The sequence below is a fragment of the Streptosporangium sp. CA-135522 genome (genome assembly GCF_050949235.1).
GTDB lineage: Bacteria > Actinomycetota > Actinomycetes > Streptosporangiales > Streptosporangiaceae > Streptosporangium.
Window position 1 is genome coordinate 3,054,034 of the sequence record NZ_CP192026.1, and the last position, 19,867, is coordinate 3,073,900.

The 19,867-nt window shown below is 69.7% G+C and carries 21 protein-coding genes; 10 read left to right on the forward strand and 11 right to left on the reverse strand.

What is annotated here, in order from left to right; translation table 11 throughout:
* Nucleotides 1-34: 34 nt before the first annotated feature.
* On the forward strand, nucleotides 35-826 hold the full coding sequence (locus tag ACQPYK_RS14475; RefSeq protein ID WP_433255294.1) for an endonuclease/exonuclease/phosphatase family protein: 792 nt from the start codon (nucleotides 35-37) through the stop codon (nucleotides 824-826).
* A gap of 158 nt (nucleotides 827-984) precedes the next feature.
* A complete protein-coding gene (locus ACQPYK_RS14480) occupies nucleotides 985-2,118 on the forward strand; it encodes a hypothetical protein (RefSeq protein ID WP_433255296.1) in 1,134 nt (377 codons plus the stop codon).
* Nucleotides 2,119-2,121: 3 nt separating this feature from the next.
* On the opposite strand, the gene ACQPYK_RS14485 is transcribed toward ACQPYK_RS14480, so the two are convergent.
* Both ACQPYK_RS14485 and ACQPYK_RS14490 read right to left on the reverse strand, forming a co-directional pair.
* On the reverse strand, nucleotides 2,122-2,463 hold the full coding sequence (locus tag ACQPYK_RS14485) for a hypothetical protein (RefSeq protein WP_433255298.1): 342 nt from the start codon (nucleotides 2,461-2,463) through the stop codon (nucleotides 2,122-2,124).
* Between the two features lie 198 nt (nucleotides 2,464-2,661).
* The gene (locus ACQPYK_RS14490) at nucleotides 2,662-3,426 is read right to left on the reverse strand and encodes an alpha/beta hydrolase (protein WP_433255301.1); all 765 of its coding nucleotides are present in this window, start codon (nucleotides 3,424-3,426) and stop codon (nucleotides 2,662-2,664) included.
* 148 nt (nucleotides 3,427-3,574) lie between these two features.
* On the opposite strand from ACQPYK_RS14490, the gene ACQPYK_RS14495 reads away from it, so the two are divergent.
* The 3 genes from ACQPYK_RS14495 to ACQPYK_RS14505 all read left to right on the forward strand — a co-directional run bounded on the left by ACQPYK_RS14495 (nucleotide 3,575) and on the right by ACQPYK_RS14505 (nucleotide 6,187).
* A complete protein-coding gene (locus ACQPYK_RS14495; protein ID WP_433255302.1) occupies nucleotides 3,575-4,282 on the forward strand; it encodes a lysophospholipid acyltransferase family protein in 708 nt (235 codons plus the stop codon).
* Between the two features lie 136 nt (nucleotides 4,283-4,418).
* Entirely contained in the window at nucleotides 4,419-5,465 is a 1,047-nt protein-coding gene (locus tag ACQPYK_RS14500) for a magnesium transporter CorA family protein (RefSeq protein ID WP_433255304.1), read from the forward strand.
* Nucleotides 5,466-5,587: 122 nt separating this feature from the next.
* Nucleotides 5,588-6,187, forward strand: coding sequence for a DUF421 domain-containing protein (locus ACQPYK_RS14505; RefSeq protein ID WP_433255307.1), 600 nt, complete (start codon nucleotides 5,588-5,590; stop codon nucleotides 6,185-6,187).
* Between the two features lie 88 nt (nucleotides 6,188-6,275).
* Here ACQPYK_RS14505 and ACQPYK_RS14510 read toward each other — a convergent pair whose 3' ends face one another.
* The gene (locus ACQPYK_RS14510) at nucleotides 6,276-7,283 is read right to left on the reverse strand and encodes a LacI family DNA-binding transcriptional regulator (RefSeq protein ID WP_433255309.1); all 1,008 of its coding nucleotides are present in this window, start codon (nucleotides 7,281-7,283) and stop codon (nucleotides 6,276-6,278) included.
* 357 nt (nucleotides 7,284-7,640) lie between these two features.
* On the opposite strand from ACQPYK_RS14510, the gene ACQPYK_RS14515 reads away from it, so the two are divergent.
* Both ACQPYK_RS14515 and ACQPYK_RS14520 read left to right on the forward strand, forming a co-directional pair.
* Nucleotides 7,641-7,958, forward strand: coding sequence for an L-rhamnose mutarotase (locus ACQPYK_RS14515; protein WP_433255312.1), 318 nt, complete (start codon nucleotides 7,641-7,643; stop codon nucleotides 7,956-7,958).
* Nucleotides 7,959-8,229: 271 nt separating this feature from the next.
* Nucleotides 8,230-8,820, forward strand: coding sequence for an MFS transporter (locus ACQPYK_RS14520; protein WP_433255315.1), 591 nt, complete (start codon nucleotides 8,230-8,232; stop codon nucleotides 8,818-8,820).
* Between the two features lie 47 nt (nucleotides 8,821-8,867).
* Here the strand turns inward: ACQPYK_RS14520 and mmuM are convergent, their stop codons facing one another.
* From mmuM to ACQPYK_RS14545, 5 genes are all read right to left on the reverse strand, one after another.
* The gene (gene mmuM, locus ACQPYK_RS14525; protein WP_433255317.1) at nucleotides 8,868-9,740 is read right to left on the reverse strand and encodes a homocysteine S-methyltransferase; all 873 of its coding nucleotides are present in this window, start codon (nucleotides 9,738-9,740) and stop codon (nucleotides 8,868-8,870) included.
* Between the two features lie 4 nt (nucleotides 9,741-9,744).
* The gene (locus ACQPYK_RS14530; RefSeq protein ID WP_433255319.1) at nucleotides 9,745-9,939 is read right to left on the reverse strand and encodes a hypothetical protein; all 195 of its coding nucleotides are present in this window, start codon (nucleotides 9,937-9,939) and stop codon (nucleotides 9,745-9,747) included.
* Nucleotides 9,940-10,121: 182 nt separating this feature from the next.
* Nucleotides 10,122-11,753: a DUF885 domain-containing protein gene (locus tag ACQPYK_RS14535; RefSeq protein ID WP_433255322.1), complete on the reverse strand. Its 1,632-nt coding sequence runs from the start codon at nucleotides 11,751-11,753 to the stop codon at nucleotides 10,122-10,124.
* 72 nt (nucleotides 11,754-11,825) lie between these two features.
* A complete protein-coding gene (locus tag ACQPYK_RS14540) occupies nucleotides 11,826-14,150 on the reverse strand; it encodes a VIT domain-containing protein (protein ID WP_433255325.1) in 2,325 nt (774 codons plus the stop codon).
* Nucleotides 14,147-14,884 carry a MerR family transcriptional regulator gene (locus tag ACQPYK_RS14545; RefSeq protein WP_433255326.1) on the reverse strand — a complete coding sequence of 246 codons (738 nt, stop codon included), beginning with the start codon at nucleotides 14,882-14,884 and terminating at the stop codon, nucleotides 14,147-14,149. Before ACQPYK_RS14545 ends, ACQPYK_RS14540 begins: the two co-directional genes overlap by 4 nt.
* Nucleotides 14,885-14,996: 112 nt before the next feature.
* Between ACQPYK_RS14545 and ACQPYK_RS14550 the strand changes: the two genes are divergently transcribed.
* Entirely contained in the window at nucleotides 14,997-15,464 is a 468-nt protein-coding gene (locus tag ACQPYK_RS14550; RefSeq protein ID WP_433255329.1) for a Dps family protein, read from the forward strand.
* 462 nt (nucleotides 15,465-15,926) lie between these two features.
* On the opposite strand, the gene ACQPYK_RS14555 is transcribed toward ACQPYK_RS14550, so the two are convergent.
* Entirely contained in the window at nucleotides 15,927-16,280 is a 354-nt protein-coding gene (locus ACQPYK_RS14555) for a hypothetical protein (protein WP_433255332.1), read from the reverse strand.
* Between the two features lie 231 nt (nucleotides 16,281-16,511).
* Here ACQPYK_RS14555 and ACQPYK_RS14560 point away from each other — a divergent pair, with 231 nt between their 5' ends.
* Both ACQPYK_RS14560 and ACQPYK_RS14565 read left to right on the forward strand, forming a co-directional pair.
* Complete coding sequence (locus ACQPYK_RS14560) at nucleotides 16,512-17,387, forward strand: helix-turn-helix domain-containing protein (protein ID WP_433255335.1); 876 nt, start codon at nucleotides 16,512-16,514, stop codon at nucleotides 17,385-17,387.
* Nucleotides 17,387-17,617 carry a DUF397 domain-containing protein gene (locus ACQPYK_RS14565; protein WP_433255338.1) on the forward strand — a complete coding sequence of 77 codons (231 nt, stop codon included), beginning with the start codon at nucleotides 17,387-17,389 and terminating at the stop codon, nucleotides 17,615-17,617. Before ACQPYK_RS14560 ends, ACQPYK_RS14565 begins: the two co-directional genes overlap by 1 nt.
* A gap of 410 nt (nucleotides 17,618-18,027) precedes the next feature.
* On the opposite strand, the gene ACQPYK_RS14570 is transcribed toward ACQPYK_RS14565, so the two are convergent.
* Complete coding sequence (locus ACQPYK_RS14570; RefSeq protein ID WP_433255341.1) at nucleotides 18,028-18,915, reverse strand: hypothetical protein; 888 nt, start codon at nucleotides 18,913-18,915, stop codon at nucleotides 18,028-18,030.
* Nucleotides 18,912-19,487, reverse strand: coding sequence for an RNA polymerase sigma factor (locus ACQPYK_RS14575; protein WP_433255343.1), 576 nt, complete (start codon nucleotides 19,485-19,487; stop codon nucleotides 18,912-18,914). The genes ACQPYK_RS14570 and ACQPYK_RS14575 overlap by 4 nt, the downstream gene beginning before the upstream one ends.
* Between the last annotated feature and the right edge of the window lie 380 nt (nucleotides 19,488-19,867).

Sequence of the window (19,867 nt, forward strand, 5' to 3'; positions counted from 1 at the left end):
GATTTTTCATGGTTTTTCGTGAAGTGAGGCAGCCGTGGTGCTCAGGGTCGCCAGCTACAACGTGCGCGCGATGAAAGACGACGTCGCCGCGCTGGGGCGGGTCATCACCGCGCTCCGGGCCGACGTGCTCTGTGTGCAGGAGGCTCCCCGCTTCCTGTGCTGGCGTCGCAAGCGCAGGCGGCTGGCCGCCTGCGGCGGGCTGACCGTGGCGGCGGGGCGTCGCCTGGGCGGTGTGGCCGTACTGATCGGTCCAGGAGTGCGGCTGCTGCACGGCGAGGGCCACCTGCTCAAGTGCTTCCTCGGCCTGGAGCGGCGCGCGATCGCCATCGCCGTGGTGGAGACGGGGCGGTGGCGGATGGCCGTCGGCTCCGTCCATCTGGACCTCGACGAAGCGGCCCGTCTGCACCACGCGAGAGAGGCCCTGACGCTGCTGCAGGCCGCAGCCGACCGGTTCGACGCGCTGCCGGTGCTCGCCGGAGACATCAACGAGCAGTCCCACCAGCCGACCTGGCGGCATCTGGCCGGTCAGCTGACCGACTGCTATCCGGTCTCGCCGCGCGGTGACGGCTTCACCTTTCCGGCCAGGGGGCCGAGGGAGCGGATCGACGCGATCTTCGCGGTGGCGGGCCTCTCGGTCGTCTCCTGCGGCGGGGTCGAGGCCGATCCCGCCGATCTGGCGGCCGCCACCGACCATCTGCCGGTGGTCGCCGAGCTGGACCATCCTCGTTCCGGAGATGCCGAGCTGGATCACCCGCGCTTCGAAGACGGCGAGCTGGATCACCCGCGCCTCGAAGACACTGAGCGTGCCGAGCACCCCGGTGAGTGAAGCGGCGAGCACGAGCAGAAAGCTCAGAAGATCGCCATGACGGCCGCCAGGCCGTCGCCCACCGCTGTCCGCCGCCGTCTGTGGTCTTCCGGCCGGCCGCCGGCGGCAATCGGGGGAGCCACGCACGGGGGCCGGACACGACCCTTACCATTTGGAGCATGACCAGTCGCCTTCCGCGGCATGCACTGGCGCTGTGCGCGGGAAGCCTGCTCCTGCTTTCCTCGCCGCCGCTCGCCGCTCATGCCGAACCTGTCAGCCCGCCGGCGGCGGACGTGTGGCAGGCGCCGACCAGCGCGCGGCTGAGCAGTGACGGGTCGCTGTCCGACGTGGCCGGAGTCTCGGCCTCCAGCATCTGGGCGGTGGGTCAGCAGAGCGTCTGGGACATCTGGCAGAGTCGCGGCGCGATCGCCCATTGGGACGGGACGGCCTGGACCGAGGTCGGCATCCGCAACGATCCCACCGGCGCCGGCATCCTGCGTTCGGTCGCCGCGGCCTCCCCGACCGAGCTGTGGGCCGTCGGCGAGGGGCATGACAGCCTTCCCTACCTGGCCAGGGGAGATGGCACGGCCTTCGACCGGGTCGCCGTCGACAAGCTGGTCGTGGGCGACTGGCTGGGTGGGGTGTCGGCCGTCCCCGGCCGTGCGGTCGCGGTCGGCCGTCGCGACAAGCAGCCGCTCATCGCCACCGGGGCCGACGGCGGCAAGTGGAAGGTCACGCAGCTGAAGGAGAAGGGCACGCTGTACGGCGTGGCGCTGTCCGGCAAGGCCGACGGGTGGGCCGTGGGCGACACCGGGAGCAAGCCGTTGATCGCACGGCTGTCCGACGGCCGCTGGAAGACCCTCCACGCCCCCGACATCCCCGGCGGCTACCTTCGTGACATCCACCTCGACGGCCCCAAGCGGGCGCTGGCCGTCGGCGGCGTCTACGACGGCTCCGGCAGCAGGATCACCCCGTTGATCCTGTCCTGGAACGGCAGAAGGTGGTCCCGGGTGACCCCGCCCGGCGGCGACGTGCGCCTGTACGGTGTGACCGGCGACCGCAAGGGCCACTTCTGGATCTCCGGAGTGGACCTGGAACAGCCCGGCGAGGCCTTCCTGCTCCGCTACGACGGACAGACGCTCAGGCCGCTGCGCGGCGCCCCGAGCGTCGGCCCGCGAACCATCAGACTCCAGTCGGTGGCCTACCTGCCGGGCACCGGCACCGTGGTGACCGTGGGGCACGTGGTGGACGCCGACGGCCGATACACCGACGTGATCGAACGACTCGGCACGCCGGGGCGAAACGAGCCGTAGCCGTCAGATGACCGCGCCGTCGTCCCAGCCGGAGTCGTTGGGCGGTCCGTCGCCCATCCGCACCACCAGCGCCACGAAACCGCCGATGAACGCCGCGACCGCGGTGAACAGCATCCAGCCCTGCAGGTTCCAGTTGAGGGCGGCGCTGAGCAGCAGGTAGGCCGGACCGCCGAAAAGGCCCAACCATGCGATCTTGGTGGTGGCGTCCGTCTTGGGCAGCGGAGGCGGCGGCGGGGGCACGTAGTGGCCCTCGTCGTCGGGATCCTCCCGCTCGTCGTCGGTGCTGTCGGCGACGAAGTCGTCCTGCACCGGCGGGCGCATGTCCTCGTCCGACTGTTTGATCACTCGGCGGAGAGGCTCGGGGGGCAGATTCTCGCTGTCGGGCCACGGCTGGTCGGCCGAATCACGTTCAGCGGTGTCATTGAAGGACGCGACGATCTGACGCCAGACCTCGTCCTCATCGCTTTGAGGTGTCACTTAGCTGGGCTCGTTACTCATCGACCGGCCACTTCCTCCCGGAAACCGCGCATCCCCCACTCGCGATCAGTCTGCCTGCAAGGGTACCGAGGCGTTCGCGTGGATGAACTCCAGGCTCCCCGTAAAGATCCGATCCGCGTCGTTGTCGAGCGTTGCGACGTGGTAGCTGTCATGGAGCTCCACCACATTAAGATTCCCCCCGCTCAGCCTCTCACGCAGAATACGCACACTGGCCGCTTTCACCACATGGTCCTGGGGGCTGTGGAAGACCAGCACCGGCTGGGTGACCTTGTCCAGCTCGGCCCGGGTCAGAGCCCACAACCGGGGAAGGGTGGCCGCCGCCCTGACCGGAGTGCGCGTGTAGCCCAACTCGGTCGCACCCTCCTTCTTGATGTCGCCCGCCACGCCGGGCACCGAGGAGACCACCAGCCCGAGCAGGGGCGCCAGCCTGAGCAGCGGCACGTCGTTGGCCACCGATGGATTGACGACCACCAGCCCGCTGATCCCCGGCCCGTGGACCTGGGCCAGCCGCAGCGCCATGCAGCCGCCCAGCGACAGCCCCATCACGAAGACCTCGGCGCAGCGGCCACGCAGGTCCGCCAGGGTCTTGTCCAGCTCGGCGTACCAGTCTTCCCAGCGGGTGCGGCTCATCTCCTGCCAGGTGGTGCCGTGCCCGGGCAGCCGGGGCAGCGCCACGGTCATGCCCGCCGCGGCCAGGTATTCGCCCCAGGGGCGGAGGGACTGCGGCGACCCGGTGAATCCATGGCAGAGTAAGACACCGATCTGCCCGCCTTTATGGTGATACGGCTCCGCGCCGGGCATCACTGGCATCTCAGCTCCTTGTAAGGTTCGCCCGATCGTCGCACGAGTGGGGCGTATTTTGCGAGAGGTCGATTTGAGTGGTTTCGCGGTGTAGTTGGCTGGGACCGAAGGTGCGAAGATAACTCCAGGTCCCATGTGCCGATCCAAGGAGCGTCGAGTGTTCTACTGGGTGGTGAAGGCCATCCTCTGGCCCTTCCTCCATTTCATCTTCCGTCCATGGGCGGAAGGGGTGGAGAACGTGCCCGAGGAGGGGCCGGTAATCCTGGCCGGCAACCACCTGTCGTTCGCCGACCATTTCTTCGGAGCGCTGTTCCTGCCGCGCAAGGTGATCTCTCTCGGTAAATCCGACTACTTCACCGGCCGCGGGCTGAAGGGCATCCTCAGCAGGGCCTTCTTCAGCGGTGTCGGTACCGTCCCCATCGACCGCTCGGGTGGCAAGGCCAGCGAGGCGGCGTTGCGCACCGGCAAGCGCATCCTCGCCGAAGGCCAGGTGCTCGCCATCTACCCCGAGGGCACCCGCTCCCACGACGGCCGCCTCTACAAGGGCAAGACCGGTGTGGCACGGCTGGCGCTGGAGTCGCGCGTGCCGGTCGTCCCCTGGGCGATGGTCAACACCTTCGAGATGATGCCTCCCGGTCATGCCCTCCCCAAGCTGGGCATCCGTCCAGGGGTGAAGTTCGGCAAGCCGCTGGACTTCTCCCGCTACTACGGGATGGAAGAGGACCGCCTCGTCCTGCGCGCCGTCACCGACGAGATCATGTACGCGCTGATGGAGCTGTCCGGCCAGGAGTACGTCGACAAGTACGCCGCGAGCGCCAAGGTCGAGGCCGCCCGCGCGGCCAAGGAGGCCGGTCGGCGCCCCTAGCGTGGTGACCACCACCGATGTGACGTCCCTGGTCGTGGGCGGGCACACGGCTTTTGACACGATCGAAGTCGACAGGCCAAGCCCACGGCGCCGGTCCGGCCGACCCGCGCCGGGATCGTTAAGGGGTGTGAGCCGAATGGACGTTCGCCTGGTCGACGACAAGGGGGTCGAGGAGCGTTCCGTCGAGGAACTGGCGGCGCTGCTCGACCGTGAGGACAGCCTGGTCTGGGTGGACATCCCCGGCTGTGACCGGGAGGCCACGCGCGTGCTGTCGGAGGTGTTCGGCTTCCATCCGATGGCGGTCCGGGAGTGCGTCGAGCGCAACCGTGTGCCCAAAGTGCACGCCTACCCGGACCACGTGTTCGTCGTCCTGCACACCCCCGCACGAGGCATGCGCGGCCACGTGCACTACATCGAGCTCGACCAGTTCATCGGCTGGAACTACGTGGTGACCGTCCACGGACCGATCAACCCGGCGGTCGAACCGGGAATCGCCCTGCGCGAGACCCGCGCGGTGCTCGCGCGGATCGAGGCGGGACGCCTGCGCCCCGCGACACCGTTCGAACTGTCATACGCGATCGTCTCCGCCCTGATCCGCAATCAGGAGGACTACGTGGAGACGGTGACCAGCGACGTGTGGAAACTGGAGCAGCGGGTCACGGGCGGACAGGTCGGCGATCCCGAGGAGTTTCTCAACGAGTTGTTCCGCGCCCGTCACGGGCTGCTCGCCGTGCGCACCATGGGCGCGCTGGGCGGCGCGATCTACGGGAGGATGACCAACCTCACCCGTATCTCGCCCGAAGGGCAACGGCTGGTGGTCGACGTCGCGGACCAGTTCGACCGAATCCGCAGCCTGGCCGACGGCGAAAGGGAGTATCTCCAACGGGTGATCGAGTTCTACCAGACCACTCTCACCATCAAGGCCGCGCTGGTCGGTCAGGCGCAGAACGCGGAGGTCAAGCGTCTGACCGAGGCCAGCTACACCCAGAACGAAGAAATCAAGAAGATATCCGCGTGGGCGGCGATCTTCTTCGCCCCCACCCTCGTCGGCACCGTGTACGGCATGAACTTCACCCACATGCCGGAGTTGCGCTGGAGCATCGGCTACCCGTACGCGCTGGTCCTGATGGTGCTGGGGTCCGCCGTGCTCTACATGATGTTCAAGCGGCGGGGGTGGCTGTGACCGCTCCGGACGAGGGGCGGGCCGTGGGCGGCGAACAGGAGAGGACCTTCGGCCACCACGGCTCACGGCCGTGGCGACCGTACGGCATGGGCCCGCCGGACGGCTCGGGATAGCCTGAACGGATGTGGCAGCACATCCTGGTCACCGGCATCCCGCTGGCGGAGAAGGCCGTGCGCACCGTGGCGGTCTACCTGGCGCTGGTGATCCTGCTGCGGGTCATCGGCAAGCGGGACATCGCCCAGCTCAACACCTTCGACCTGGTGGTCATGCTGCTGCTGTCGAACGTGGTGCAGAACGCCATCATCGGCCCGGACGATTCGGTCTCCGGAGGCGTCTTCGGCGCGGCCGTGCTGCTCGCGGTGAACTCCGCCGTGGTGCGTGCCATCGCGTCCTGGCCCTGGCTGGCCAGGCTCCTGGAGGGGGCGCCGGTGGTGCTGGCCCATGACGGGGCCTACGAGGACAGGGCGCTCCGGCGGCTGGGCCTGCCCCGGGCCGACCTCGACGTGGCGATCAAGCGTCAGGGGGGCGACCGCGTCGAGGACGTGTGCATGGCGACGCTGGAACCGGGCGGGGCCTTGCTGGTCAAGCTCCGTCCCGAGGAGGAGAGCGCCTCCGTCGGCGACATCGCGGCGATCAAGGCCCGGCTGGACCGTATCGAGCGGCACCTCGCCCGGCTCGTCGCGGACGGGACCGATCCGGAACGCCGGGAGAGGCCCGGCTGAAAGACACCCGGGCGGCTGTTGGCCCGGTGCGTCTGAAGGCCGCGACGTCCCTGGCCGGGTGTCCGGTGGGACCGGACCGTTCCGGGGCTCAGCGGGTCGACTCGCGGACGACCAGCTCGGGCTGGAACATGATCTGCTGGTGGGCGTGGGACTCGGGGTTGTCGCACTCGTCGAGTAGTAGTTCGGTGGCGACCCGGCCCAGCCGATGGGTCGGCTGCCGGATCGAGCTGAGCGAGACCGCCGAGGCCGAGGCGAAGTCGATGTCGTCGTAGCCGATGAGCGCGACGTCCTCGGGCACCCGGACACCCGCGTGGAGCAGCCCGCGCAGCATGCCCAGAGCCAGTAAGTCGTTGGCGCAGAACACCGCGTCCGGCAGCCGCCCCTCGGAGATCATCTTCTCGGCGGCCTCCTGCCCCGCCTTGGCGTTCATCGCGTTCGTGGTGATCTCCTCCAGCGCCGTCCCGGGATCGCGGCCCGCCGCCGCCAGCGCCCGCTCGGCCCCGTTGCGCCGGTCCAGGCACTGGCGGATCGTCATGGGCCCGGTGACGTAGGCGATCCGCTCGGCCCCGCCGCTCAGCAGATGGGAGACCGCCAGGGCGCCACCGGTGACATCGTTGACCGCCACCGAACACTGGTCGGCTCGCTCGGCCGGATGGTCCACCAGGACGACGCTGATGTCACGTTCCCTGAGCTGGTCGAGCTTGTCGAGTTTTCTCCCGGCCGGGGTGATGAGCACCCCCCGGACTCGCTGCTCGGCGAAGACCAGCAGGTTGCGCTCCTCCTTGAACCTGTCGCCGGAGGAGTTGCCCAGGATCACCGCGTACCCACGCTCGCTGGCCGCCTCCTCCACGCCCGCCGCCACGTCGGTGAAGAACGGGTTGCCGATGTCGATGACCGACAGGCCGATCGTGCGGCTGTGCCCGGCTCGCAGGCTGGAGGCCGAGCCGTGACGGACGAATCCGAGCTCCCGGATGGCCCCTTCGACCCGGGTTCGGGTGGACTCGGCGACCTTCTCCGGACGATTGAGCACATTTGACACCGTGCCGGGGGAAACGCCGGCACGCGCCGCGACGTCCCTGATACTCACCGAACTCATGAGCACTGATTAAAACGTAATAAACACGCGGACGCCACCGGAGGTCGCCGTCAAGGATGCCCTGACCTTCTGCGGGGCGCCGGCGGCCGGCGCCATCGTGATCGGCCGATACCTCGTCGGTCAGGTCGCGGCCGGGAGCGAGCCGGCCCGGCGGGTGCCGTGGTGGTATCCGCCGGTCCGCCGACATGTCGATCATTGTTGCCGTTAAAGGTGATATTTGCCAGTGCGACCGGTCGGGACGACATCCGGCCGCCGGACCGGCGTCGTGCCTTCGCGCAGCCGGTCCGGGCGTTGACAAAGGCTCGCGCTCCGCGTTAGTTTCGCGACAGTTTATTAAAACGTTTTTCTGGAGTCTTCATGAAGCGCGTCTGCTTCCTGCTGAAGGTGCGGCCGGACCGGCTGGACGAATATCGTCGGCGCCACGCCGAGGTGTGGCCGGAGATGCTCGAGGCCCTGCGTGTCACCGGCTGGCACAACTACTCGCTGTTCGCGCGGGAGGACGGGCTTCTCGTCGGATACCTGGAGACCGACGACTTCCAGGCGGCTCTGGCCGGGATGGCCGCGACCGGGGTGAACGCGCGGTGGCAGGCGGAGATGGCGCCTTTCTTCGAGGATCTGGGGGGCCGTCCGGACGAGGGCATGACACCGCTCGCCGAAGTGTTCCATCTCGACTGACGGCGGTGAGCGCCTCCCGGTGGGATCTGACCCGCCGACCGGCCGGCCATCGTGTCACGCGATTCGCCGGTCCTGGCGGGGAGACGCTCATCGGACGCGGCGCGTGACCTGACAGGAGCATCGGCGAGCACGCGGACAAAATCCCGGGGACCGCCCAGCCCCGTGGCGGACCGAAGGTCGTGCACCGGCCCTACGGCGGGCCAAAGGCCGTGATCACCTTGCGAACCTGGTCCCGCAACCAGGCCCCCGGCTGCGCGCCGGTGTGCTCGGGGTGACCACGGCCTTCTTCGGGCTCTTCTCCCTGTCCTTCGTCAACGCCCGGTATCTGCAGGAGGTGAAGGGCTTCAGCCCGTTGTCGACAGGTGTGGCCATCCTGTCCCTGGCGATCGCGATGTTCGTGGTTTCCCGGCGGGGTGTGCCGTCGGCCGCCCGCTTCGGGCCCCTCCCGGTCGTGACGACCGGGCTGCTGGGAATCGTCGCGGGCCTGGGGCTGCTCTCCCTTGCGGGCCCGGCCACGCCGTACCCGCTCTATGCCCTCTACCTGGTCGTCATGGGCGGCTCGATGGGTCTGTGCGTGCCCGTGCTGTCCGTCGGGGTGATCGCCTCGCTGCCGCCCGAGCGTGCGGGCCTGGGGTCGGGGCTGAACGGCGCCGGCCGCGAGCTCGGCAGCGCGCTGGGCGTGGCGGTGATCGGCACGGTGATGAGCCAGGCGGGCACCGCCCCGGGCTACCGCGTCGTCGCCGTCGCGACCCTGGTCGGGGCCTTGATCACCCTGCGGTGGCCGGTGTCGGCTTCGGCGTCCGCATCCGAGGCTCCCGCGTCCATGGCCGGGACTTCGCCGTCCGCACAGGAGGAGGTGTGAGTCCCCGGCCGGGCGAACCGGCCCGCGCTTTCGGCGGGCCCGTGATTTCAAGCGGTGGGCGACCCGGTGAGGTGGGCACGTATCTGGCGGATGTGCTCGGGAGTGGTGCGGCAGCAGCCGCCGACGAAGGCGCAGCCCGCGTCGTGCCACCCGGCCGCCGCCGCGCCGAACTCGACGGGATCGGCCAGCCCGAGCCAGCGGCGGTTCTCGGCGTCCCAGGTCTCGCCGGAGTTGGGATAGGCCATCGCCGGCTTACCCTCGATCCGGCCGATGAGGCCGGTGATGTGGCGAGGGGCCGTGCAGTTGACGCCGACGGCGATCACCTGCGGATTGCCGGCGAACAGCGCGGCGGCCTCCTTGAGCGGGGTTCCGTCGTTGATGTGTTCGTCGTCGCGGCAGGAGAAGCTCACCCAGGCCCGCGTCTCGGGGGTCTCGGCGAGCAGCCTGCCCAGCGCCCTGGCCTCGGCGTAGGAGGGGATGGTCTCGCAGGCCAGCAGGTCGGCCCCGCTGCCTGCCAGGATGTGCCAGCGGTCCCTGTGCCAGTCGGTCAGGCCGTCCTCGTCGAGATCGTAGTCGCCGGTGTATTCGGCGCCGTTGGCCAGATAGGCCCCGTAGGGCCCGACGCTGGCGGCCACCGTGCCGGTCCCGTGGGCGTCCCTGGCCTCCGCGGCGAGGCGGACCGACAGGATGATCAGGTCCTCGGCCTCGCGGACGCTGAGTCCCCGGCGCACGAACGCCGGGATGCTCGCCTGGTAACTCGCCGTGGTCGCCACCCCGGCTCCGGCGGTGAAGTAGTCGAGGTGCGCCTGCCTGATCACCGAGGGGTTCTCCAGAAGGAGCTTCGCCGACCACAGCTCGTCGCGAAGGTCGGCGCCGAGCGCCTCCAGATGTGTGGCCAGTCCGCCGTCCAGAATTACCATTTCGCTACTTTATGTCACTCCCGTCGGCGCCCGTCTCGCCGATGATCTCGCCGTCCCCGCGGTCCTGCTCGCGGCCGTGAAGCGGATCGCGGGGACTTTGACGAGGCTCGCGGGGACGACGGGAAACCCTGGCGTGGATCGCGGGGATCATGGTGTGGACCGCGGGGGTCATGGCGCGGACCGCGAGGGTCCGCGCCACGGGGGCTCCCGGGTCCCGAATCGGTCAAGGCCGGCAGCCGGACGGGCAGACGAATCGGTCAAGGCCGGCGGCCGGACGGGCAGACAGACCGGTCAAGGCCGGCGGCCGAATCGGGCAAGCCGACGAGCCGGACGAGCCGGACGAGCCGGACGAGCCGGATGAGCCGAACGAGACGCGCCAGGTCAGTCGATCCGGCGCAGGGCCTCGGCCAGGCTCGCCAGACCCACCGGGCCGAGCTCCAGCGCCGCGGTGTGCCAGCGGCGCAGATCGAAGTTCGCGCCCTGACGCTGCCGGGCCTCCTCACGGGCGGCCAGCCAGGCGCGCTCGCCGAGCTTGTAGGAAGGGGCCTGGCCCGGCCAGCCGAAGTAGCGGACCACCTCGGCGTGGACCCGGTGCGGCTCGCAGCGGCCCCGGTCGCGCAGCACCTCACACGCCTTGTCGAAGGTCCACTTCGAACCGTCGGGGAGCGGCAGGCTCAGGTGGACGCCGATGTCGATGACCACCCGGGCGGCCCGCAGCGCCGAACCGGCGAGCATGCCGAGCCGGGTGCCCGGCTCGGCGAACCAGCCCAGCTCGTCGGCGAGCCGCTCGGCGTACAGGGCCCAGCCTTCGCCGTGCCCGCTCACCCAGGAGTTCTTACCGAAGCGCGACAGGCCGTCCCCGGCCACGCGAGTGGCTCCCAGCTGGAGGTGGTGACCGGGCACGCCCTCGTGGAAGACGGTGGTCAGCTCGTTCCAGATCTCGAATCGTCCCCGGTCGCCGCCCACCGGCCACCAGGTGCGGCCCGGCCGCGACAGGTCCTCGCTCGGCGAGGTGTAGTAGGCCGCGCCCGACGTGGAACCCATGGCCAGCGTGACGTCCACCCGGCGCAGCGGCTCGGCGATGTCGAAGTGGGTGCCGTGCAGCTGCTCGACCGCCCAGTCATGGCGCTCCTGCAGCCACTCCCGGTAGGCGTCCGTGCCCTCGACGTACTGCGTCTCGTTGAGGATCCGGGTCGCCTCCTCCACCGAGGCGCCCGGCCGTACCCGCTGCGCCTCCGCGGCCAGCTCGGCCTCGATGCGGGCCAGTTCGGCCCAGCCCCACTCGTAGGCGTCCACCAGGTCGATGTCGGCGCCCAGGTTGAGCCGGGCGCCCACCGCGTAGCGCTCGGCGCCGACCGGATCGTCCTCCGTCGCCCGGGGGGCGTACTTCTCCCGCAGGTAGCGGGTCGCCTCGGCGTAGGCGGCGTGCGCGGCCGCGGCGCCCCGGTCCAGCTCCTGCCGGACGGGGCCGTCGCCGTAGCTCGCCACGAGCTCCCGGTGCGTGCCGTCGCTCGCGAAGAGCCCGGTCTGTACGGCCAGCTCCAGCGCCTGGCGGCGGGCCGCCGACATGCCCTGGGCGAGACCGGCCTCCAGGCTCGCCCGCCAGCCGTCCAGCATCTCCGGGATGGCCGCGAGCCGGGCCGCCACGTTGCGCCACTCGTCGTCGGTGCCGTGCGGCAACAGGTCCACGCTGTCGCGCAGGTCGGTGAGCAGCCCGAACGGCGCCTGCACCGCGCGGAGCGGCTCGCCGATCTCGTACCAGGCGAGCTCGGCCTCAAGACGCTCGCGCAGGTGCGCCGCGGCTCGCACGTCCGCCTCACCCTGCGGCTGCAGCGGAGCGAGCCTGCCGAGCGTCTCGCTGATCAGGGCGGCCCGGGCGGCGTTGCCGTCCGGGCCGTAGTCGGTGGCGGGGGCGAACTCGACGTCGACGCCGCTCGCGCCGGCGCCGACCGGGTCGAGCGCCGCCGACCGGGAGACATATTCATCGCAAAGGGCGAAGATCGGGCTGGTCATCCCGGCACTTTAGCGAACCTGACCTGCGGAGTCACTTCATGATCGACACGATTTGACGACTTCGGTCACGATTCATCTCTTCCAGAACGGGCGCCGCCCGCCGGGCCGGCTCAGAGCCTCCAGCGCGTCGATGGCCCGGCGCCACAGCGCGTCCACGTCGGTGCCGGACTGCAGGTCCTTGGCCAGGGACTCGAGCTCCGCGTGACCGCCCAGATGGACGGCCAGCGCCGCCAGGCGACTGCCCAGGTCCTGGAGGTGGCGCAGCCGATCGGCGGGGCCGAGGGACTCGGCGGCGCGCAGCCGTCGTAGTTCCTCGGCGAGCTCGGCCCTGGGCAGCTCCCTCGGCCCGGCGGTCTCCGGCATCGGCGCGGGATGGGGCAGCATCATCCCGCGGCGCGGAGCGAGGCTGTCGGCCGCCATGTCTCTCGGCGCACCGCCCATCCCGCTGGCCGCGAACTTCGGCGCCGCACCGGGCGCGGCGAGTCCGGGCGGTCCCGAGGGCGCGCCCGGCTGCGGCGGGGCCATGGAGGTCAGCATCATCGGCGCCGCCGCGACGACCGGGCTCTCCCAGCCGCCCGGCAGCTCCACCGGCTGGATCACCCGGTGTCCCGGCCCGCCCTCGGCGACCACCTCGCTGTCGATCGCGACGAACGCGGTGAACCGGCAGAGCACGCCGTACCTGAGCGAGATCCGGACGATCTCCTCTTCCAGCGAGCGGTCACCGGCGGCGTAGCCGTCCTCCAGGGCGCGTAGCCGGGCCCTGGCCCAGATCGCGGGCGTGGCGGGGCTGTCCACGCGCGTCCCGGCGACCCTCCGCTCCCAGGGGCGTCCGGCGGAGTCCAGGCCGTGTACGGCCAGCGCCCCGTCGCGGGCTCCCCGGTAGCGTCCCAGGACGGTGAGCGGCACGCCCGGATAGATCGAGCCGAGGTGGCTGACGGTCGCGGGGATCAGGTCGAGACCGTCGGCCTTGAGGGACAGGTCGGTGACCAGCGGAGCGCCGATCCTGCGATGGATGTGCTCCATCGCCTCGTCCAGGCGGTCCTCCGACTCCACCAGCTCGCACCGGCCCGAGCCCAGCCCGGCCAGCCTGCCGAGGAATCCGGCGTTGACCGCCCGATCGATGCCGACCGTGTGCACCCGTACCCCGGCCAGCCCGGCGCCGATCCGCTCCAGGATCTGGTCCTCGTTGCCGACCTGCCCGTCGGTGACGAGGACCAGGACCCGGTCGCCGGTGGAGCCGGCGAGCAGCGCGACGGCCTGCTCCAGCGGGGCCAGCATCTCGGTGCCGCCCCGCGCTTCCAACCGGGCCAGATGTTCCACCGCCCGGTAGCGGTTACGGTCGGACGCCTGCGCCAGTCCTTCGCCGAGGCCTTCGGGCCGCTCCACCACGGTGTCGAAGGAGAGCACCGCGAAGCGGTCGCCGCCGGTGAGCGTGTCGACGATGCGCGCGGCGGCGCGCCGCGCGGCGACCATCTTCCACCCGCCCATGCTGCCCGAGCGGTCCAGCACCAGCACCACGTCCTTGGGAGCGGTGGCGTCCGGTGTCCGGTCGGGGACGACGGTCAGCAGGAACGTGCCCTCCTCGCCGTCCGCGTCGGGGACCAGCGCCAGTGAGGTGGAGGCGTCGAAGGACAGGCGCAGGATGAAGTCGCGGTCCAGGCGCTCGCCCGGCTGGAGGCGGATCGTGGTGCCCTCCTCCCGGACCACGTGCAGGCTGGAGCGGATCTCGCGCAGCTCCAGCCCGGCAGGGTCGACGGAGACCGCGAGCGAGAGCCGTACCGGATTGGGGAAGCCGGGCAGCAGCACCGGGGGCGTGATCCGGGAGGCATCCGGGACCGCGTCGGTGTCCGGGGCCCAGCCGTCGCCGGCCTGTTCACCGTCGAGCGGGGTGCCGGGGATGTAGCGGGGGGCGACGACCAGGGGGAAGCGGAAGGTCGCCGCACCGTCCTCGTAGGGGAGCGGCTGGTCGAGCGTGAGATGCACGGTGACCCGCTCGCCCGGCACGATGTTGCCGACCCTGATGGTGAAGACGTCCGGCCGGTCCTCCTCGGCGATCGCGGCGCGCCTGCCCTCGGTGACGGCCCGGTCGTAGTCGGCTCTGGCCTGGCCCCGCTCCTTGAGGACTCCTTCGACGACCCGCCCGCCGGCCTCCATCCTGAAGGCGGTCACGGCGGCCCGGTCGGGCAGCGGGAAGACGTAGGTCGCCTCAAGCGCCACGTCGTGCGGGTTGCGGAAGCCCTGGACAACCTCGACGCCGGCGATCAACCCGGACACGGCGGCGGTGACGTCCACGCTCTCCAGCGGCAGGTTGCCGCGTTCGGTGACGAGTGTTCCCAGCCCGGCGTCCGGGACCGGCTCGCACTCCTCCGGTCGTAGCGTTGTGATCGAGGTGGTCATGACAGCTTCCCTTCCGGAGGGGCGAGGTCGTTCTTGCGCAGGACCGACAGGAGTGCCTCGGACGCGGCGGCGATCTCGGCGAGGTCGTCGGGCGAAGGCGTACGGCCGCCGCCGTCGAGCAGCAGCGTCACACCGTCGGCCAGCCGTACGCCGTGGACGATCGCGGCGGCCGGAACGGCCGGGCGGGACGTCGCCGCCGGTTGGGACGCGGCGGCCGGTTGAGGGGCGGCTGATTGGGGCGCGGCGGCTGATTGAGGGGTGGCCGGTTGAGGGGCGGCCGTGCCCGTCCGGGGCGTGATCGGTAGGGGCGGGGCAGGCTTCGGCGCGGCGGGGCCCGTCTCGGCCGTGACAGAGGGCGTCTCGGCCCAGAACCGCGGGCGCGGTGTCCGGGGGGTGGCCGCCTCGGCCGGGGACTCGGTGCCGCGGGCGATCTCCGTGACGCGGACGAGTGACTCCAGGGCCTGGTCGGTGGCCCCGGCCAGCTCGGCCTGGATCTCGGCGATGGTCAGGCCGTCGGCCTGGCGCCGTTTGACGGCGAGGAGCTGGAGCAGGTGGCGCCTGCCGTAGAGGGCGACACGGCCGCGGCGGGCCGAGGGCGGGTCCAGCAGGCCGATCGTGGAATACCACCGGATGAGGCGCTCGTTGGGCACGTCCCTGACGCGCCCGTTGAGCCGGGCGGCGGGGGAGAGCGCGGCGGAGGCCCGCTCCGCCAGTTCGCCGATGGTCCATTCCATGCTTCGATAATTACACTGTAACTATGACAGTGTCAACATAAGGAACGTGAGGTGGGGTAAGGACGTTTAAGTACAAATCGGAAACTGATGCCGAAACAGGGGAGGACATTCCATGTCCGCGATCACCAGTCCGCTCAAGCCCGATGACAAGAAGGTCGTTGCCGCCGCGCTCCAGGGTGCGCTCGTCGATCTGCTCGATCTGTCGCTCCTGACCAAACAGGCCCACTGGAACGTGATCGGCCACAACTTCCGCTCGCTGCACCTGCAACTCGACGAGATCGTCGCGGCGGCCAGGGAGCACGCGGACACCGTCGCCGAGCGGGCGGTGGCCCTCGGATGCAACCCCGACGGCCGTTCGTCCACGATCGCGAGCACGACCGAGGTGCCGCAGCTCGAGGCGGGCTACATCAACGACGGCAAGGTCGTCGCCGCCATGACGGACATCCTCGGGTCCATCGTCCGCCGGATGCGCGAGCGCGTCGAGGCCACCGACGAGCCCGACCCGGTGACCCAGGACATCCTGATCGAGATCACCCAGGACCTGGAGAAGCACCACTGGATGATCGAGGCCCAGCGCTAGACACGGCCCGGTACGGCAGGCGCCCCGGCCCAGGTGGGCCGGGGCGTTTTCTTCGCTTTCGTGACGGGAAAGCGTTGAACAGGAACTATCGCTACCAAGCTTTCAAGTCCCTGAAATGGGCTGGACAGAGGAGGCGGCGGGGCGGACACGTCCCATCGTCCTCGCGGCTCGCGCGCTACGCGCGATCCCTGCTCGGGCAGTGTTCCCCAGGGGGCGTGCCGCCCCCTTCGCCCCCCGGCGAAGGGCTGCGCCCCTCGCGCTCCCCGCTGCGCCGTCCACGCCTGACTCCCGCTCCTCATCACCGATGAGGGCGTGACGCTTGAGGACGATCCTTGTCCTTCGATGTCCGAAGCGTAGGGAGCCTTTCGATGCCCGAGACGCTGAGGGCCTGAGGCGAACCGTCCTGTCGCTTTCCGGGAACCCGGCCTGCGACGAACGGGGAGCTCTTTTCGCTTTGGCGGCCTACGGCAGGGGCGCTTCCGGGGAGTTCGATCGCGCGGCATCCTCTCCGAGCCAGACGAGGTCGGAGTGAAGCCGCCACGCGGCGCTGTAGGGGCTTCTCCATCGGCCGAATCCGTGGCCGTTCGCTCCAACGGTCGTCGTCGTGCCGCCCGGCAGTTCCAGCCCGTAGGCCACCACCTCCACGCTGGTCTCCTCGTCGTCGTCCTGGACCAAGGCGAACATGCGGGGCAGTTCGCCGGTCAGCGCTCGCATGTCCTTACGTGCGCGTTCCGGGTCCGTGTCCCGGATATCCGGGGCGTCGAAGTTCGAATCATGGCGGGTGGGTGACTGGCCGGAACCGGTGTGGCGCTCCATATCGAGTACTCCCTTCCGGTGCTGAGGTCTGAGCGGAGATCTGGTGGACGGTTCCGCTCTGCTCTGATTTCCCTGTGTTTTCGGGCGAATACTGAGCGTGACTACAGATGCTTCGGTAGCGTGACACTGAATTCAGTCGGATGCAAGGTTGCTTAAAAAGGTTGTTGGTATTGACCTAATTTGCCAGCAGCGATCGGGAAAGCAGGCGGCCTGAGCCCGGAGGAGACGGCGATGAAGGTGAAACGAGGACCGACGCTGCGGGCGCAGTGGCTCGGCAAGCACCTGAGGGAGTTTCGTGAGTCGGCCAAGCTGACGCTCAGACAGGCGGGAGACTATCTACAGCGTGATGCCGGGACGATCAGCCGGTTGGAGTCAGGCATCATCCCTGCGAGGGCGTCCGATGTGCTGGCACTCCTCAACCTGTACGGCGTTGATGACCAGAAGGTTCGAGACGGCCTGGAACGGCTGAGTCGCGACATATGGCAGAAGGGCTGGTGGGATGGCTACGCCACCGAAGCCCTCGGCGGAATGCTCGATCATGCCTGGCTCGAAGCGCGCGCCCGCGAGATCCGTTCCTACGGAGCGATGGTCGTCCCTGGGCTCCTCCAGACCCGGGACTACGCCACGGCGGTCATCACGGCGGGCGACGCGGATGTTCCCGGTGAGCAGATCGAGCGCTGGGTGGAGTTCCGGATGTCCAGGCAGCGTGTGCTCGACGCCGAAGAGGCTCCGAACGTTGAGGTCGTCCTCGATGAAGCCGTGCTTCACCGCGCGATCGGCGGTATGAAGGTGATGCGTGCCCAGTTGGAGCGCCTTGCCGAGGTCATGACGAGCCCGAATGTGACCATCCGAGTCCTGCCGTTCGCCGCCGGGGCACATGCCAGCCCGGAGGGCTCTTTCGCGATCTTCGACATGCCGGAGCCCTACTCCGATGTGGCCTGCGTGGAAACCCGGGGAGGTGCCGTCTACATGGAGGCAGAAGGTGTTGAGGGCTTCGCGCGAGCGTACGATTCCCTCCGGGATGCCGCGCTTGCACCGGATGAGTCCACGACCATCATCCGAGCCGCGGTCGGCCATATCAAACGATCGAGAGGGAGGAGCACGTGATGGTGATCACCCCTGAGGAACTGGCGGGCGTCGCCTGGCATATCAGCACGAGGAGTCCTGACGGTGGCGGGCAGTGTGTGGAGGCGGGGCCGTTGGCCGATGGGAGTGGGCGGGTCGCCGTACGGCACAGCCGTCATCCCGACGGCGAGGTGATCGTCTACACCCAGGCCGAATGGGAGGCGTTCGTCGGCGGTGTCAAGGACGGCGAGTTCGACTTCTCCGCCGAGTGACCACTCTGCCTTCGATCGTCTGTGCCCTATGGGCTTTCCTCGCGTAGGGTCCTGCTCTGTTGATCTCCTGGCGCTCATGGTGACGGCGCGGAGACGGCCTCGATCCGGAGCGGATCACGGCACCCTGCTGGACGCGATGGCCGTCCCATGGGGCGGCACGCCTAATGCAGTTGCTTTTGAGCGAGCTGGGCCCGTGACCGCCCGCACGGACGGGGCGCGTGCCGGAGTCCACGATCGCACGTGATCGTGGACTCCGGTTCCAGGAGGGGTCTGGGGAACCACGGGGTTCACCAGGATGCGCCCGCTCAACCGATCCTGGCTCGTCACCGGATCCGGCCGAGATACAGCCAACAGTCGATCATGTTTGTGATCTCGGAAGTGGATCTGGACGTCTCCGCGGCATCGCTGGTTCAGTGATGCTGAGGCGTGGCGAGTTTCTGCGTGACATACAGGCGGATCGCTCCCTTCGCCAGCTCATCCGCCTGCCAGACGAACCAGTCGTTGCCCACCGGGGTGTTCTGCTTGGTGGGGTACATCACGTAGGGCATGTCCGGATCGCGCGGCTTATCGGGAGCGGGCTCGGTGACCAGGTAGGTGACTTTGAGGCCGCGCTTGTCGATCTCCGGCAGGATCTCGCCCACGGTCTTGCCCTCCACCTGGTACCCGCCCAGCGACGTCGCCTTCACCCAGGGCGGAGGCGTCCTCGCCAGGTAGTGCGGCCGGTCGTCGGGGACCAGCTCGCAGGGCGCCACCGGGTCCCGCATGAGGATCGTGCTGGTGCCGTTCCATCCGTTGATGGGATCGACGTGCAAGGTCCAGACGAAGGTCTGGCCGGGCTTGAACAGCTTGGTGTTGATCTGCATCTGCCAGGCCCCGGGGTCGCCGGGGATGTTCCTGGGCGTGTGGTAGAGGTCCCCGGGGATGTCCGTCACGATGGCGCCGCGCGGCTCCTTGCATTTCTGGCCCGCCGGGACGTAGTCCACGATGGCAGGCACGTTGAGGCTCTGGAGCTGCCTGGTCAGTCCCTCCACGTCCGGGACGTCGCCGGGTACGGTGTCGCGTACAGTGACGTACACGATGCCGTCGGAGTCCTTGGTGACGGCGTAGGCGGGGGCGGCCCCGCCAATGGACGAGACCGTGACCACGCTCGCCACGGCGGCGACCGCCGCCCCTGCAGCCACGGCCAGGACGATCCGGCGGCGTGGCCGTCTGACCCGCTCGGCCGCCGCCCGCGCCGCCACGTGCTCCTTCAGCTCGGCCAGCCGGCGCTCTTCGAAACCGGTGAGAGATCCGTTCATGACGCTCCTTCCAAGATGGTCTCCGGGCGGTTGCCGGACTCGGTCATGAGCCGGTTGTGCGCGCGATGCAGCCGTACCCGGGCGGTGGGGACGCGGATGCGCAGGGCCGCGGCGGCGTCGGTGACCGACAGGCCGTCGATGTCCACCAGCTCGGCCACGGCCCTCAGGCTCTTGGGCAGCCGCGCGATGGCCGACAGCAGCGGGCGAGCGGCCCGTTCGGCGTCGATGCGTTCCTCCAGGCGTGCGATGTCGTCGCTGTCCAAGGGGCGGCGCCCCGCGGCCCTGCCACTCTTGTGTAGTTCCCTGGCCGCTCTGCGCAGCTCGGACGCCACCACGTTGCGCGCGATGCCGAACAACCACGCCTCCTGGCTGCCCCGGTCAGGCCGGTAGGTGTCCGCCGTGTCGATGGCGGCCAGGAAGACCTCGGTGGTGAGGTCGTCCACCGTGTGCGGGTCGGTCATCCGGCGGGCCACGAAGCGGCTCACGCGTTCGGCGTGTCTTCGGTAGAAGACCTCGAACGCCTCGGGATCTCGCATCGTCTGCCGGAGATCCTCCGGTGGAATGTCTGCCATCCACTGCGCCTTCCGTTACGGGGTTTCCCCTTCTTGGCGAGCAGAGGGGTGGGATATTACATTCCGATCAGATTCGCCTCCCCGCCGTACCAGCCCCACGCATAGTGGACAGCGGCGAAACAGACCCCGCCGAGGCCGCGAGCGGCGACCGCGACCACCGCGAGGTGTTCCCGTGTCAGCAGCAAACGGAGCGGCGCGGTGGCGGGTCGGCGTTCAGCGGAACGTGCCGCCCTTACACAGGACCGGATTCGGCGATCACGAGATCCCCGGGCCTGGTCGAATCGGCCAAGGGAAGAGCCAGGTGGCGTTCACCGTCGAGATATCCGCCGATGGCGGCATCCACTAGACACGGCCCGGTACGGCAGGCGCCCCGGGCTCTG

Bases quoted from the DNA above. Each gene is read 5' to 3' on its own strand.
- ACQPYK_RS14480 (WP_433255296.1), top strand. From the start codon at position 985: ATGACCAGTCGCCTTCCGCGGCATGCACTGGCGCTGTGCGCGGGAAGC.
- ACQPYK_RS14490 (WP_433255301.1), bottom strand. From the start codon at position 3,426: ATGCCAGTGATGCCCGGCGCGGAGCCGTATCACCATAAAGGCGGGCAG.
- ACQPYK_RS14500 (WP_433255304.1), top strand. From the start codon at position 4,419: ATGGACGTTCGCCTGGTCGACGACAAGGGGGTCGAGGAGCGTTCCGTC.
- ACQPYK_RS14505 (WP_433255307.1), top strand. From the start codon at position 5,588: ATGTGGCAGCACATCCTGGTCACCGGCATCCCGCTGGCGGAGAAGGCC.
- ACQPYK_RS14510 (WP_433255309.1), bottom strand. From the start codon at position 7,283: ATGAGTTCGGTGAGTATCAGGGACGTCGCGGCGCGTGCCGGCGTTTCC.
- ACQPYK_RS14515 (WP_433255312.1), top strand. From the start codon at position 7,641: ATGAAGCGCGTCTGCTTCCTGCTGAAGGTGCGGCCGGACCGGCTGGAC.
- mmuM (WP_433255317.1), bottom strand. From the start codon at position 9,740: ATGGTAATTCTGGACGGCGGACTGGCCACACATCTGGAGGCGCTCGGC.
- ACQPYK_RS14535 (WP_433255322.1), bottom strand. From the start codon at position 11,753: ATGACCAGCCCGATCTTCGCCCTTTGCGATGAATATGTCTCCCGGTCG.
- ACQPYK_RS14540 (WP_433255325.1), bottom strand. From the start codon at position 14,150: ATGACCACCTCGATCACAACGCTACGACCGGAGGAGTGCGAGCCGGTC.
- ACQPYK_RS14545 (WP_433255326.1), bottom strand. From the start codon at position 14,884: ATGGAATGGACCATCGGCGAACTGGCGGAGCGGGCCTCCGCCGCGCTC.
- ACQPYK_RS14550 (WP_433255329.1), top strand. From the start codon at position 14,997: ATGTCCGCGATCACCAGTCCGCTCAAGCCCGATGACAAGAAGGTCGTT.
- ACQPYK_RS14555 (WP_433255332.1), bottom strand. From the start codon at position 16,280: ATGGAGCGCCACACCGGTTCCGGCCAGTCACCCACCCGCCATGATTCG.
- ACQPYK_RS14560 (WP_433255335.1), top strand. From the start codon at position 16,512: ATGAAGGTGAAACGAGGACCGACGCTGCGGGCGCAGTGGCTCGGCAAG.
- ACQPYK_RS14565 (WP_433255338.1), top strand. From the start codon at position 17,387: ATGGTGATCACCCCTGAGGAACTGGCGGGCGTCGCCTGGCATATCAGC.
- ACQPYK_RS14570 (WP_433255341.1), bottom strand. From the start codon at position 18,915: ATGAACGGATCTCTCACCGGTTTCGAAGAGCGCCGGCTGGCCGAGCTG.
- ACQPYK_RS14575 (WP_433255343.1), bottom strand. From the start codon at position 19,487: ATGGCAGACATTCCACCGGAGGATCTCCGGCAGACGATGCGAGATCCC.